Source organism: Hydrogenophaga sp. FG152 (assembly GCF_057809615.1).
Genome location: NZ_JBMDKH010000037.1, coordinates 1 through 13,355, shown reverse-complemented (window position 1 = coordinate 13,355; position 13,355 = coordinate 1). Strand labels below are relative to the sequence as shown.

The following is a 13,355-nucleotide window of genomic DNA, read 5'->3' as shown; positions in this document are numbered from 1 at the left end:
GCCAGTGCTAGCTTTGCGTACCGTCACTTATTGCACTGAAAACGAGGAGACCCCATGACCCACGCGCCCAGATGGCAGGTAGTCGCGCAGCTTCACGGCCACGTCGCCCTCGACAATCTGGCAATGGTAGAGATCCATCTGCACCTTGAGATGAGGTGAACCGATGTCCTGAACGATGGCATGAGCCTCAATCTGGCGGTTGAGGAGGTAGCCGGGGATGTCGCGCGTATTGATGGGTTCGATCAAGATGTCGATCCCGACTCGCGCTGCCTCATCGGCAGCCCACGCCAGATTTTTGAGATAGATCGCATGCGCCGTCTCGAGAGCGAGCTGTGCGGGCAGGACACCCGCCATCACGTGAATGCGCGGACACGCCAATGCCGTCGCATAGTCCAATGCCTTGTAGATGCCGGCCCGAAACTCGGCTTCGCGCCCTGGCAGGCAAGCGATTCCGCGCTCGCCGTGGTTCCAGTCCCCGGGCGGGCCATTGAAAAGCACCTGACGCAAGCCATTCGCGGCCAGGCGCTGGGCGATGGTTTCCCTGGGATGGTCATAAGGAAACAGGTACTCCACCGCCTTAAAACCATCGCGCGCAGCGACCTCGAAGCGCTCAAGGAAATTGAACTCCGGGTAGAGCATGGATAGGTTGGCGGCAAAGCGGGGCAAGGTGCGGACTCCCTGGTTGATGGTTCACCAGCGCGCGCCGAAAGCGCGACGCAGTTGTTCGAGTGCCTCGTCGTCGAGCGGTACGGCGTCTGGGCACAGGCGCGAGAGCCGGGCGCTCTCTTCGAGTTCCTCGAGAACGGTCATGGCTGCAACGGGGGAGTCATGCCAGACCATGGGGCCTAGCCGATCCAGCATCACAGCCCGCAGCGGAGTGCTGCATGCGGCATAACGATCGATGGCCTCAGCCACGGCCTTGACGGTTTCCGGAGCACCTGGACGGTCGTAGGGAATAACGGGCACATGCCCAACCTTCATCACGAAATAGGGTGTGATCGCAGGCAGCAGTTCGCTGCGGGATTGGTCGAGCGTGAGCGAAACGCAGTGGGTGCTGTGGGTGTGTAAGACACAGCGCGTCTCCGTGTCGAATCGGCCGGCCTTGTCGTAGATGCGCGCGTGAAGCGCCAGCGTCTTGCTCGCTGGGAGCCCACCGATCTGGCGTGCAAGGGCGTCGGTGCGCGCAAGTTGCGCGGGATCGAGAAAGCCCAGGCATGCGTCCGTGGGCGTGATGAGAAAGCCGTCGTCCAGCCGCACCACCCCGGCCGGCGCCGAGATCGGGCTGGCGGTGCGCCGTGGGTTGCGCATCCTGCGCGAGGAAGTCATGCAGCGTGTGCCATTCGATGCCGCGTCGACGCAGCGCGCCTTCAACCTCTGCATGACCGACGTGAGCGAGTTCACGCTCGTGCCGGCACTGGTCCGACGCCTCGCTTCCATGGCACCGCATTCCGAGCTGCGGCTGCAGTCGTTGACCGTGGGTGAGCTGCCGGCAGCCATGGCCGCAGGCAACATCGACCTGGCCGTTGGCTTCTTTCCGGAGCTACAGGATTCGCTGTTCCAGCAGCAGCTGTTCGAGACCGGCTTCACCTGCATCGCGCGGCGTGGCAATCCGTTTGCCGACGGCGGGCTGACCCTGGAGCGTTTTTGCACCGCACCGCAAGTGGCGATGAAGGTGCGCTCGCACCAGGGCATCGTGCAGCGAGACTTGCGCGCCGCTGGCATCGAACGTCGGGTGAAGGTGACGGTTCAGCACTTTCACAGCCTGAGTGCGATCCTCTCGCAGACCGATATGCTCGCGGTGGTGCCGGAGGATGTCGCGCCGCACCTGGCTCGCAGCTTCGATGCACAGATCCACGAGTTGCCTTACCCGTCCTCCCGTTTCGAGGTGCGACAGTATTGGCACGAGTTGTACCACCGCGATCTGGCCAACCGGTGGATGCGCGGGCAGGTGCGCGAACTCTTTCAGCGCGAGGGCCGTCGGCCCCACCCCTGACGTGGGTCATCGCCTCGACGAGATCGCCGCGCTGCGCTGGTGATGTGGCGTCGCGACGATCAATTCGTCCTGCTCGATTCTGGCCTGCGCCGGGGTCGCTGGACTTCAGGACGCGCACGTGCATGTTTTCATGCCGCTGCGGTCACAGGGCTCAATGGGAAGATGCCGATGCCTTCAACCGCTTGGTGCCGGACTTCCTGGAGCACAGGAATGATGTTCATCATCGTCGGCATATCGGTTGCCCTGGGGGCCACCCATTTCACGTTCGGTGACGCGCACCCGTCCGCTATGCCCCTACCCTCAGGTTGCGAAGTACAAGGGTTCGGGCAGCACGGATGAGGCGGCGAACTTCAGTTGCACGAGTCCGTGAGAAGAGGCTGCGGAGCGGCTGAAGCCGGGGTTTGCTCCGCAGCCGTTTCAGTCACGGATACCATGTGCGTCGGAACCAGTTCCCTGCCCCTTACCCAGACAAGCTGGCGAGTGAGCCTGGATCCAAACGGTGGATGCGCTCGCCTTGGTAGAAGCTTTTTTTTCGACTAGGGGTTGCCGCAAACGAAGTTTGTCGCTTCGTTGATGTCTCCGCTACCCGTGTATCGGGCGATCTGAGGATGTGGGCACAGAGGCCTGCTGCGCGCACTCACGCCGAAGTAACCCGGCGTCGACGACGAGGCCTCGACCCGCGCCGGGGCCGTGCCGTTCTCGACCCAAGCGACAAGAGGCGTCAGCATGTCGAACCTGTCCGTGCCCGGTCCACCGCTGCAGTGGCCCATGCCCGGAACGAGGAAGAGGCGGGAGAAATCCGAGACAGAGGGCATTGCGGTGCTCAGCCTCTCGTAGTAAGCGATCGTGTCCAGCGCGGAAAACGCGGCGTCGGCCATCCCGTGGTACAGCATCAGCTTGCCGCCTCGACTGCGAAATGCGTTTAGGTCGGTGGATGTCGCACCATGCCACTGCATGCTGGGTTGCGTGAACAGGCCCGACGTGGCGAATATCTTCGGGGGGTCCACATCGAAGTCAAAGTTCATCATTCGAGTGGCAACCTGGTTCAGGGGCACAGGTTCCGGAGGCGTCGCAAAGTCCACCAGCCACGAACGCGCCGAAGACCCGTTTACGCGTTGCGCATTGTTCGTGCTGCTGTCATAGGAGCCGAGCCACCAAGAGCGCCACCCTTGGAAATACGTGGTGCCATTGAGACCGCTCATCCCGGTGTCCCATGGCCATTTGTTGTAGAGCGCGGTGCCCGCAGTGTCCACTGGCCCGCTCATGGCGCGCTTGATTGCGTCAACCTGTACCGGGCTCAGGCAGTCGTCGGTTTTTGCGCCGGTGCATCGCAGTGGCTGGCCGGTAGCAGGATTGAGGGCTGTAGACGGATCGAACAAGGACTGGCAGGCGGAGTAGTTGCCCACGATCCCATCGGCCAGCCCATCGAGCGCATCGCAACTGCCCAGGATAGCCTGGGTCAGCAGATACAGATCTGGGTCGGAGAAGGATTTATTCACGAGAGGCGCTCCATCAGGATCGACACCCACTGCCGCTGGCGCGAGCGACTGTGTGGTCCAAGCGCCACTGATGCCCGCCTTTGGTAACTGGTAACCGGGAGCGCCCGCCACGATGCCGTCGTAGTGCGCGGGGAAACGCTGGGAGAACATCATGCCTTCGCGCCCCCCCTCCGAACAGCCGATGAAGTAGGACTTGTCCGGGCCGCGCCCATAGAAAGTGCTCACGGCGGACTTGCCAGCCAAGGTCACTTGGTCGTACGAGTTGTACCCATGGTCAAGACGGGCTTGAGGGTCCATACCGAAGGCGACCGATCCAAGGGCGGCTGGATTGTTGTTCACTGCGTTGTCATGCCCTCCATCTGTGCTGACGGTAGCAAACCGACGCGACAGCGCGTTCGATGTCTGTCCACCTCCCAGACTTCCCAACGCCGCTGACAATGAGCCGTTGGTGCCTCCTCCGCCTTCCATGAAGAATCGCCCGTTCCAGTCCGCCGGCATGCGCAGTCTCATCTTGATCTCATAGGGGTATCCGTCGACACCCGTCCTCTGGTTGATCGAGCCTGTTACCTCGCAGTGCTCCGGCAGTTCGGGGGCATTCGCCGTGGCAGGGGTCACCGCATGCCAGACAGATGCTTTGACGACGGTGTTCTGATTGGGCCAGTTCACCTTGGTCGCACCTGAGGCGATGCCTTCGCAAAGTTCTTTGGACGCAAGGGGCACAGTCGGTTCGTTGCTGGTGTTGTCTGGAACACTGCCACTGCCACCGCAGCCGCTGATCAACGCCGTGGCCAGCATGCCGACGCTGATGGGAATGCTTGATTTCATGATGTCTCCTTTCGTGGTTTCGAAGCGCGTGGGGCTCGTGGAGCCCGAGGCGATTCTCAATGCCCTCTACAGCCTCGCAATGCGGTTTTTGCGACATGCGAAAAAATGCCCCGTGTGCAGGGTTTGTCCTTATGTGAAGCCTTGTTCCAACGCTCGCTATGTCCCTTGCGCATGGTGCGGCGAGTGGCCCCGACGCAGCCGGGGAAGCGCGAGCTGGACAGACGCCAGTCGCTATGCTGGTTTGGACGAGGGGCCGGGCACGAACACGTCGGCGTGAAAATCCTCGTCGGGCAGTCCCTGGCCGGAGGCCGCGGCGCGCACGGCGCCCACCATGGACGGTGAGCCGCAGCAGTACACCACGTGGACCGCCAGGTCGGCAAAGCTGGCGCGCAGGGCCTGGTCCACTCGACCAGCGAAAGCGTCGCCTGCGGCATCGGCAGGCGCATCGCTCAGGGCTGCGATGAACTGGAACCTCGGCCACTGCTTCTGCCAGCGCTCCACCGCCGAGCGCATGTAGAGGCCATCGGCTTCGCGTGCACCCCAGATGAGGGTGATCTCGCGCTGCACGCGCCGCTTCGCCATGTCGTCGAGGATGGACTTGACGGGTGCGAAGCCGGTGCCGCCGGCCACGAACACGATCGGGCGCCTGTCTTCGATGTCCAGGGCCACGTTGCCGAAGGGAAGTTCGACCTGAAGCAGGTCGCCCGGGGCGAGTTGCGCCACGCGTGCGCTGAACTGTCCGCCGGCCACATGGCGGATGTGAAGGGTGGCGCCATCGCTTTCGTGCGGCGGGTTGGCCATGGAATAACACCGCGTGCTGCCGTCTTCCAGCAGGATCTGCAGGTACTGGCCAGCCTGGAATTTCGCGCGTTGCCCAGCGGGCAGGCGCAAACGGAGCACCGACACATCGGGCGCGGCCAGCTGGTTGCTGTACACCTTGGCGGTGAAGGTCTTGCGCGCGGAGGGGTCGATGCGTTTCCACGACATCGGCTGCAGCACGACGTCGGTGGTGGGCTCGCACATGCAGTAGAGCACCTGGTCGGGGCCGCAGGTTTCGTTGCGGATTGCGGCGCCGTTGAGCCCGCGCACATCGCCCGATGCGATGCCGCCCACGCAGCTGCCGCAGACACCCTTGCGGCAGGAATACGGCAGCTCGATGCCGGCGCGCAGCGCGGCGTCGAGCAGGCTCTGGCCAGGCGGGTTGTCGAAGACGACTTCGGTGCCTTCGATGGCGATGGAATGGCTCATGGGATGGCCTGTGAGAAAGCTTCGCCGGACAGCAGTGCAATGGTGCGCAGCAGCGCGGTGGGATCGGCGATGCCGCGTCCCGCAATGTCCATGGCGCTGCCGTGGCCCACGCTGGAGAGCAGCGCGTCAGCGCCGATGCTCAGGGCGCTCGCCGCATTTGGTGCCAGCAGCTTGATGGGAATGTGGCCCTGGTCGTGCAACATGGCCACGTACAGGTCGTGCCGGCGCTGCGACAACACCATGTCGGCGCCATGCGGTCCGTCCACGCGGTAACCCTCGGCGCGCAAGGCCGCCATGGCGGGCACCACGATCTGCTGGTCTTCAGGGCCGAACAGCGTGCCTTCGGAGGCATGCGGGTTGATGCCGAACACGCCGATGCTCGGGTCGTCCACGCCCAGCAAGGCGCAGGCGCGCACACCGGCGCGCACGGCCTGCTGGACGAGCGTGGGCGTCAACCGGTCCAGTGCCGTGCGCACGCTCTCGTGCAAGGTCACGTGCACGATGCGCAGGCCACCGCCCACCAGCAGCAAGAACACCTCGTCCTCGGGCATGCCGCAGACGCGCGCCACCAGCGAGGGATAGCCGCTGAAGGCAATGCCGGCCTGGTGGATGGCGGTTTCGTGGTGCGGGCAGGCGATCACCACGTCGAAATCGCCCGCGCGCACAGCCTGCAGTGCGGCGGTGGCGGAGGCGACCGTGGACGCGCCGGCGGCGGCATCGATGCGGCCGGGCACGGCAGTGCTGTCGGGCAGCGCGCCCGCCTCCACGTGTCGGATCTGCGGCCACAGCGCGGACAGGTCGCAGACGGCGGCTGCGCGCTGCAGCACGGCGCCGGGGCCGAACACGGTGATGCGTTCGCGCTGGGCCGCGTCGAGCGTGGCCAGCGCCTTGAGCGCGATCTCGGGGCCGATGCCGTTGGGGTCGCCCGCGGCCAGGGCGATGCGGCGCAATGTCGGCATGGTGCTCACAACGGCAGGGCCATCAGCGTGTCGGTCACCGTGCTGTCGCAGATGGCCACGCGCTCGGCCAGCAGCAGCTCGCCTGCATCGCGCACGAAACGGTCGCGATACACGCCGGTGGCAAACACCTCGCTCTGCCCGGTGGCCATGATTCGCACCACGATGAAGGGCGTGCGCGCCTGCGCCGCCGTGTCGTCGGCGGATTCCACCATGGGCATGCCCAGCAAATGGCGGTAGCGCTGGCGTTCGTAGATGTTCGCTTCGCGCAGCGCGGAGATGCGGTCTTCCAGCATGGCGCGCGAGTCGGCGTACACGATGCCGGCTGCCAGGCCTTCCTGTTCGTTCTCGACGTGGGTGATGCGGTAGTGGCAGTCTTCGGTGAAGAAGGCGGGCCACGCCTCCAGCGCATCGCTGTCGATGGTGTGGGCGTAGCGGGCGTTGAAGGCGGCGATGGTCAGCAGATCGATCATGCTCAGGCCTCCATGTGGTGGCGGTAGGCTTTCCAGAAGCCGCGCACCGAGGTTTCGGTGGCACGGCCCTCGCTGGAGCCGGATTCGTCACCCCCCATTTCCACCACGGCTTCGAGGCCGCTCGCGCCGGCAATGCCGCGCTGCACGAACCCGCCCACCGCGCCGTCCTCCATCGAGATGAAGCCGGCCGGCCCGACCAGGTTGGCCTGCTTCAGGCGCACCTTGCGCTGCTCCGGCGTGTCGTCGGTATAGCCCAGGTAAGTCCAGTTCAGCTCGGTGCGGTCCACGCCCTTGGGCAGCACCTGTCGCACCGCCAGGCAGTTCTGGATCTGCTGCAGCACGAAGCCGGGAAACACCGAGAGGATCTGCAGCGTCACGCCGTCGTCGAATTCGTGGAAGCCCGCGAGCACGGACGGATCCTTCAGGCGGTAGCGGTCGTTGTCCGAGCGCAGGGCCTGGTCCTTGTACGAGGAATCCTTCTCTGCCGTGGTGTCGATCATCGAATAGCTCACGTGGTGGCCGCCCGATTCATCGACGATCACGCCGCCTTTCTGGGAGAGGCGGTTCAGCTCGAAGGTGGTGAAGAACATGTGCAGCAGGCTGGCGTGGTAGCTGTCCTTCACGTTCTCCACATACAGCTTCCAGTTGTTGGGCAGGGCCTGCGTGAAGCGACCGATGACTTCCACCGGCTTGTGCATCACGCGCTCGATGCGCTGGCAGATTTCGTCGCCGAGGTACTCCTCGATGTCGGGCACGTCTTCGGAAAAGCTGCCGAACACCAGGCCGCAGTACACGGCGATGCGCAGCTTGCGCGGGCCATGTTCTTCCTTGCAGAAATCGGGCGGCATGCCCCCTTCGCCCTTCACCCCCTTTTCGAATGCCACACCGGTCAGGTCGCCCTGGCGGTTGTAGCTCCAGGCGTGGTAGACGCACTGGAAGTTCTCGGCCTTGCCCGATTTCTCCAACGCGATCAGCGCGCCACGGTGGGCGCAGCGGTTCTCGAAGGCATACACCTCGTCATCGCCATCGCGCACCACCACCACCGGCGTGGTGCCGGCGAACGTGGTGCGGTAGCTGCCGGCTTCGGGAATGTCCGCGTCGAGGCACAGGAAGTTCCAGGTGTTGCCCCGAAAGATTCTTTCCTGCTCCTGCTCCGGCACCTGCGCATCGGTGTAAAGGGCGTAGGGAATGCGCGTGAGCGCGTCGCTGCGCCAGTGGATGGTCTGTTCCTGCATGGCGGTCTGTCTCACTCCAGCGTCACGTTCGCGCTCTTGATGACCTTGTTCCATTTCGCCGACTCGGCCTGGATGAAGCGTCCCGTCTGTTCGGTGGACCAGCCACGCGGCTCAGCGCCCTGTTCGGCGAACCGGGCTTTCACATCGGGCATCGCCATGGCCTCGGCCAGCTGCTTCTGCAGCAGGTTGGCGGTGGCCGCTGGCGTGCCGGGCGGCGCCACCACGGCGAAGAACGTCACCGCGTTCATGCCCGCCACTTTCGATTCTTCGAAGGTGGGTATCTGCGGCAAGGCAGCCGAGCGCGTGGCGTCGGCCACGGCCAGAATGCGCAGCTTGCCGGTGCTGTGGAACTGTGCGGATGAGCTCAGGTTGTCAAAGAAGACATCGACCTGCCCACCGACCAGATCGACCAGCGCGGGCGCCGTGCCCCGGTAGGGAATGTGCGTCATCTCGGTGCCGGTCAGTTGCATGAACAGGCTGGCCGTGAGGTGCGAAGTGGAGCCGTTGCCTTGCGAGGCGTAGGTCACCTTGCCGGGATTCGCTTTCAGGTACGCAATGAACTCGGCCACGTTCTGTGCCGGCACTTTGGTGCTCACGGCCAGCACGTTGGGCACAGTGGCCATGACCGTGACGGGCACCCACTGCGTCGGATCGAACGAGAGTTTCTTGTAGAGGTGGTGGTTGATGGCGATGGGCCCGGGCGGCGATGCCAGCAGCGTGGTGCCATCGGGCGTGGAGCGGAACACCGCTTCGGCGCCGATGTTGCCGCCTGCGCCGGTGCGGTTCTCGACCACCACGCCGCCCGGGTAGTGCGTGCGCAGTTTCTCGGACAGGATGCGCGGCAACACGTCGGCCGTGCCACCGGCAGGGAACGGCACGATCAGTTTCAGCAACTGGTTGTTCGACTGCGCGTACGCACTGCCGATCAGGCACGAAGCCAGAGCGAGGGCGGCGCCTAGGCGGCGCGAGAAGGAGTAGGACATGAATGTCTCCGATGAACTTGTGGGAATTCGAGTGTCGCGGCAGGCAAGCGTGCAAACAAGTTAAATTTGCGCTATGCGTAAAAATGAAACCGATGCGCTGCCAGAGGTCAATGACGTCGACCGCCATTTCGTCACCTCGCTGCAAAAGGGGCTGGACGTGCTCACCTGCTTCGGCCGGCAGCACAGCCGCCTCACGCTGTCGGAAGTCGCACGCCTTACTGGCATGTCACCCGCGTCAGCACGACGCTCGCTGCTCACGCTGCACCAGCTCGGTTACGTGGACAGCGATGGCAAGCGTTTCTGGATGCTGCCGCGCGCCCTGCTGGTGGCGCACGCGTACCTGTCTTCTCGGCCGATGCCGTCGCTGGCTCAGCCACTGCTGGACGCCTTGTCCGAGCGCACGCGCGAGTCGGCATCGCTGGGGCAGTTGCTGGACGACGACGCGATCATCATCGCGCGCTCGACGGCACGGCGCAGCCTGAGCGCGGGCTTGGGCATCGGCTCGCGTCTGCCGGCCTACTGTTCGGCTCTGGGTCGTGTGCTGCTGGCCGGGCTGCCGCCGCGAGAGGCACAGGCTCGGCTGCGCAGCATGACTCGCGTGCCGCTGACGCCGCAAACGATCTGCGATTTTTCGCTGGTAGTGGAATTGGTGGAACGCTGTCGCGAAGAAGGACATGCCAGCAGCGATGGCGAACTGGAGATCGACGTGCGGTCGATGGCGGTGCCAGTGCGCGACCGCCAGGGGCAGGTAGTGGCTGCGATAAGTATCGCGGTGCGGATCGAGCGCATGGGCATGGGTGAGTTTCGCGACGCATTCCTGCCGATGCTCAATCGCGCGCGTGACACACTGGCGGCGCGACTGCCCCTTGGGTGAACGTGAACATGAACATGCGCGGAGCCGGCGTGGTTCGAATCCGGTGGCAGAAGTCAGCGGCGAACACCGTGCTCGTGTACTCAAGCAACGATGTCAGTTCAGGCTGCTGGTAGTGTGACCTACAACCTACGGGCGCGGTATCACAAAAGCCATCGGATCAATCGATGGTGACCTTTGCATCGCGAATCACCTTCTGCCACAACTGGGTTTGCTGCTCGATGAAGTCAGCACTTGCCGCGGTTGTGTTGTGCATCGGGTCCAGCCCTAGCTTTGCGAGGCGTTCCTGCATGGCTGGTCTCGCCAACGCTTCATTGAGCGTGGTGTTGAGGTGACGAACTTCTTCGGAAGGCGTGTTTGGCGCGGTCACCGCCGCGTACCAGGTAACCGACTGCATACCCGGTAAACCAATCTCCGCAAAGGTCGGCACGTCCGGGAGAGCGGCAGACCGTTTGGCATCTGCCACCGCAAGAATGCGTACCTTGCCCGATTTGTGCAATGTGATTGACGCTCCCACACTTCCGAAGAAGGCATCAACCTGGCTACCCGATAGATCGGCGAGCGCAGGGGCATCGCCTTTGTACGGAACATGGACCAATGTTGCTCCCGTCAAGGAGGAAAAAAGGCTCGCAGTCAAATGTGAAGTCGTGCCATTGCCCTGGGACGCATAGGACACTCTCCCGGCGCTTTGCTTGGCATAAGGCGCGAATTCTTGAGCCGTCTTGATTGGCAGATTGGGGCTGACGATAAGCGCGTTCGGTACCGAAGCAATGGTTCCGATGGCTAGCCACTGGGAGGGATCGTATGGCAGTTTGGCGTACAGCCCCTGGTTGATCGCGATCGGACCCGGAGACGAAATCATGATGGTGCTTTCGCTCGATCGTGGCCGGTTGAACACCTCGGCAGCGCCCAGGTTGCCGCCGGCACCGGTCTTGTTCTCGACATGGATGCCCTTAGGAAACCCGGTCCGCATTTCTTCTGCCAACGTGCGGGCCAACACATCAGCGAGGCCGCCTGCAGCGAATGGGACCACGATACGCAGCGGCTTGTCCGAGGTTTCCACCGCATGCACCATGCTGGTGGCGGCGATCAGTCCGATCAGACAAGCAGCTGCGGCAGAAGAGGGTAAGAAACGCATGTACTTGTCTCCGTAGAAAAATGAAATGTATGTGCAATGGAATGCGGGTCGCAAATACATCGTTGGCTCAGTTCACAAGGCCCTGGATTTGGCTTGCAGATGCATGAGCTCCTCGACGATGCAGCCTCTATACTCCTAGCCAAGCACAGGCATTGCACTGTTCCAACTCTGAGTGTTTAACCGCGGCTGCTGTGCTTGTTGCCTCTCATCAGGCTCTCAGTGCAAAGCCGGCGACTTGCTTGTAGTTGTCCGAGATGGCTCGCAAGTCGTCCTGGCTGATCAAGTCATCAATATTGGCAAAAGGAAGGCCACCGCTGAGTTCGTCAGCCTTCATGATGATGAAATCGGGCGGCAGCGTGCGGTTCGTCTCAACCACTCTGGCCGTCGGTCCCAGGCGTGCCGCTTCATAGCGCTGCAGCGCAGCACCCGGATCACTGGGCGAAGCGGCCATTTCGTCGGCCAGTGTGCGAGCGTCGATCAGTGCCTGCGCCGAGCCATTGGAGCCGCGCGGGTACATCGGGTGCGCCGCGTCGCCCATGAGCGTCACGCGCTCGAAGCTCCAGCGCGGCAGCGCGTCCTTGTCGACCATCGGGTACTCGAACACCTGCTGCGCCGAGCTGATCAGCGCCGGCACGTCGAGCCAGTCGTAGCGCCACGATTCGAAGGTCGGCAGGAAGTCGTCCAGGCGCCCGGGCTTGTTCCAGTCGTTCATGGCGGCCTGCGGGTCGCGGATCTCGGCCACCCAGTTGATGAGCTGGTTGCCCTGCCCGTCCACGTTGTCCACGATCGGGTAGATCACCATCTTGCCGGTGTCGATCGATCCGATGCGGATGTAGCTCTTGCCGGTGAGGATGGGCTTGTGCACGCTCACGCCGCGCCAGGTGTTGATGCCTGCATAGCAGACTCGATCGTCGGAATAGAAATGCCGGCGGATGGTCGAATTGACGCCATCGCAAGCCACCACCACGTCGGCCTGAACGGTCTCGGGCGTGCCCTGCAGTCCCACCGCGAAATGCAGCGTGGCCGCGCCATCCAAAGGGTCGATGCCGGTGCAACGGTGCCCCACATGCAGCCGCTTGGCACCCAGGCGCTGCAACGCGGCATTCCAGAGCAGGCGATGGAGTTTGCCGCGATGGATGCCCAGCTCGGGCAATTCGTAGCCCGCATGTCGGCCGCGAGGCTCGCTGTAGACGAACTGGCCCCAGCGGTTGTAGAACACGCTCTCGCGGTTTTCGATCGCCACAGCCTCCAGTTCGGCTGTCAGGCCCAGCGCGTCGAGCTCGCGCATCGCGTGTGGCAGCAAGGTGATGCCGACGCCGATCTCCTTCACCTCTGTGGCGCCCTCGTAGACATCACACGCCAGGCCGTGCTTGTGAAGGGCCAGCGCGAATGCCAGGCCGGCGATGCCACCCCCCACCACCGCAATCCTGATGTCGTTCTCGTGCTTCATTCGGCCTTGATACCCTGAGTTTTGATGAGTGTGGCCCACCGGTCCGCGTCCCTGGCCACCAGGCGACCGAACGCCTCGGGTGCGTCGCTGGCGGGATCCATTCCCTGCCCAGCGAAGGCCTTTTTGACATCCTCGCTGCGGAGGATGTCGTTGATTTCGCGGTTGAGCGAGGCGACTTGCGACGCAGGCATGCCCTTGGGAGCGAAGATGCCGTACCACATGTCCACGTTGACGTCGCCTGCTTTAGCTTCGCTGAGGGTGGGAACGTCGGGCAGCAGCGGATGACGCTTGTCGCTTCCGATGCCGAGTGCGAGAAGCTTGCCCGAACGCACCTGCGGCAATGCCACATGAATGGGCAGGAACATGGCATCCACCTGGCCACCCAGCATGTCGGTGACGGCGGGGCCCGTGCCACGGTAGGGAATGTGCGTGAGAAACACCTTGGCGGTGTTTTTGAACAACTCCATCGAGAGATGGTGCGGCGTCCCAACACCTGGCGAGGCATAGTTGAGTTTACCTGGTGCCTTGCGCGCGGCTGCAATGAGGTCGCCGCCGGTGGCAAAGCCGGAACGGGGGTGAGTGACCAGAATGAGCTGGCCCCAGCTCGTCAGGCTGACAGGCTCCAAGTCGGGGTCTCCTCGTTTTCAGTGCAATAAGTGACGGTACGAAAAGCTAGCACTGGCG

Annotated in this window: 11 protein-coding genes and 3 pseudogenes; 3 read left to right on the top strand and 11 right to left on the bottom strand. The window is 63.5% G+C overall.

Annotated features, from left to right (window positions below; translation table 11 throughout):
- Nucleotides 1-54 precede the first annotated feature (54 nt).
- Together ACODTB_RS25565 and ACODTB_RS25560 are read right to left on the bottom strand one after the other, a co-directional pair.
- Nucleotides 55-666, bottom strand: a pseudogene (locus tag ACODTB_RS25565) (hydroxypyruvate isomerase family protein); the annotation flags it as partial.
- Between the two features lie 24 nt (nt 667-690).
- Nucleotides 691-1,308, bottom strand: coding sequence for a class II aldolase/adducin family protein (locus ACODTB_RS25560; RefSeq protein WP_297658256.1), 618 nt, complete (start codon nt 1,306-1,308; stop codon nt 691-693).
- Between ACODTB_RS25560 and ACODTB_RS25555 the strand changes: the two genes are divergently transcribed.
- Together ACODTB_RS25555 and ACODTB_RS25550 are read left to right on the top strand one after the other, a co-directional pair.
- On the top strand, nt 1,301-1,993 hold the full coding sequence (locus tag ACODTB_RS25555) for a LysR substrate-binding domain-containing protein (RefSeq protein ID WP_175442908.1): 693 nt from the start codon (nt 1,301-1,303) through the stop codon (nt 1,991-1,993). The two genes, ACODTB_RS25560 and ACODTB_RS25555, sit on opposite strands and share 8 nt — an antisense overlap.
- A 265-nt stretch (nt 1,994-2,258) precedes the next feature.
- Nucleotides 2,259-2,363 (top strand): annotated as a pseudogene (locus ACODTB_RS25550) (tannase/feruloyl esterase family alpha/beta hydrolase); the annotation flags it as partial.
- 166 nt (nt 2,364-2,529) lie between these two features.
- On the opposite strand, the gene ACODTB_RS25545 reads toward ACODTB_RS25550, so the two are convergent.
- The 6 genes from ACODTB_RS25545 to ACODTB_RS25520 all read right to left on the bottom strand — a co-directional run bounded on the left by ACODTB_RS25545 (nt 2,530) and on the right by ACODTB_RS25520 (nt 9,212).
- Nucleotides 2,530-4,317, bottom strand: a complete 1,788-nt coding sequence (locus tag ACODTB_RS25545; protein WP_488929870.1) for a mono(2-hydroxyethyl) terephthalate hydrolase — start codon at nt 4,315-4,317, stop codon at nt 2,530-2,532.
- 231 nt (nt 4,318-4,548) lie between these two features.
- Nucleotides 4,549-5,565, bottom strand: coding sequence for a 2Fe-2S iron-sulfur cluster-binding protein (locus ACODTB_RS25540; protein ID WP_070401319.1), 1,017 nt, complete (start codon nt 5,563-5,565; stop codon nt 4,549-4,551).
- Nucleotides 5,562-6,524 (bottom strand): PdxA family dehydrogenase, encoded by a 963-nt coding sequence (locus ACODTB_RS25535; RefSeq protein WP_070401322.1) that lies wholly within the window; start codon nt 6,522-6,524, stop codon nt 5,562-5,564. The genes ACODTB_RS25540 and ACODTB_RS25535 overlap by 4 nt, the downstream gene beginning before the upstream one ends.
- Before the next feature lie 5 nt (nt 6,525-6,529).
- Entirely contained in the window at nt 6,530-6,994 is a 465-nt protein-coding gene (locus tag ACODTB_RS25530) for an aromatic-ring-hydroxylating dioxygenase subunit beta (protein ID WP_070401318.1), read from the bottom strand.
- Between the two features lie 2 nt (nt 6,995-6,996).
- The gene (locus tag ACODTB_RS25525) at nt 6,997-8,229 is read right to left on the bottom strand and encodes an aromatic ring-hydroxylating dioxygenase subunit alpha (RefSeq protein WP_070401317.1); all 1,233 of its coding nucleotides are present in this window, start codon (nt 8,227-8,229) and stop codon (nt 6,997-6,999) included.
- A gap of 11 nt (nt 8,230-8,240) precedes the next feature.
- Nucleotides 8,241-9,212, bottom strand: a complete 972-nt coding sequence (locus tag ACODTB_RS25520) for a Bug family tripartite tricarboxylate transporter substrate binding protein (protein ID WP_070401316.1) — start codon at nt 9,210-9,212, stop codon at nt 8,241-8,243.
- Nucleotides 9,213-9,285: 73 nt separating this feature from the next.
- On the opposite strand from ACODTB_RS25520, the gene ACODTB_RS25515 reads away from it, so the two are divergent.
- Entirely contained in the window at nt 9,286-10,086 is an 801-nt protein-coding gene (locus ACODTB_RS25515; RefSeq protein ID WP_070401315.1) for an IclR family transcriptional regulator domain-containing protein, read from the top strand.
- 157 nt (nt 10,087-10,243) lie between these two features.
- On the opposite strand, the gene ACODTB_RS25510 is transcribed toward ACODTB_RS25515, so the two are convergent.
- From ACODTB_RS25510 to ACODTB_RS25500, 3 genes and pseudogenes are all read right to left on the bottom strand, one after another.
- The gene (locus ACODTB_RS25510) at nt 10,244-11,221 is read right to left on the bottom strand and encodes a Bug family tripartite tricarboxylate transporter substrate binding protein (RefSeq protein ID WP_175442907.1); all 978 of its coding nucleotides are present in this window, start codon (nt 11,219-11,221) and stop codon (nt 10,244-10,246) included.
- A 208-nt stretch (nt 11,222-11,429) separates the two neighbouring features.
- Nucleotides 11,430-12,653, bottom strand: a complete 1,224-nt coding sequence (locus ACODTB_RS25505) for a flavin-dependent oxidoreductase (RefSeq protein ID WP_070401321.1) — start codon at nt 12,651-12,653, stop codon at nt 11,430-11,432.
- 14 nt (nt 12,654-12,667) lie between these two features.
- Nucleotides 12,668-13,300, bottom strand: a pseudogene (locus tag ACODTB_RS25500) (tripartite tricarboxylate transporter substrate-binding protein); the annotation flags it as partial.
- Nucleotides 13,301-13,355 lie beyond the last annotated feature (55 nt).

Excerpts from the sequence above, each read along its gene's own strand:
- ACODTB_RS25520 (WP_070401316.1), bottom strand. The coding sequence starts at position 9,212 with ATGTCCTACTCCTTCTCGCGCCGCCTAGGCGCCGCCCTCGCTCTGGCT.
- ACODTB_RS25540 (WP_070401319.1), bottom strand. The coding sequence starts at position 5,565 with ATGAGCCATTCCATCGCCATCGAAGGCACCGAAGTCGTCTTCGACAAC.
- ACODTB_RS25535 (WP_070401322.1), bottom strand. The coding sequence starts at position 6,524 with ATGCCGACATTGCGCCGCATCGCCCTGGCCGCGGGCGACCCCAACGGC.
- ACODTB_RS25545 (WP_488929870.1), bottom strand. The coding sequence starts at position 4,317 with ATGAAATCAAGCATTCCCATCAGCGTCGGCATGCTGGCCACGGCGTTG.
- ACODTB_RS25510 (WP_175442907.1), bottom strand. The coding sequence starts at position 11,221 with ATGCGTTTCTTACCCTCTTCTGCCGCAGCTGCTTGTCTGATCGGACTG.
- ACODTB_RS25530 (WP_070401318.1), bottom strand. The coding sequence starts at position 6,994 with ATGATCGATCTGCTGACCATCGCCGCCTTCAACGCCCGCTACGCCCAC.
- ACODTB_RS25515 (WP_070401315.1), top strand. The coding sequence starts at position 9,286 with ATGCGTAAAAATGAAACCGATGCGCTGCCAGAGGTCAATGACGTCGAC.
- ACODTB_RS25525 (WP_070401317.1), bottom strand. The coding sequence starts at position 8,229 with ATGCAGGAACAGACCATCCACTGGCGCAGCGACGCGCTCACGCGCATT.
- ACODTB_RS25560 (WP_297658256.1), bottom strand. The coding sequence starts at position 1,308 with ATGCGCAACCCACGGCGCACCGCCAGCCCGATCTCGGCGCCGGCCGGG.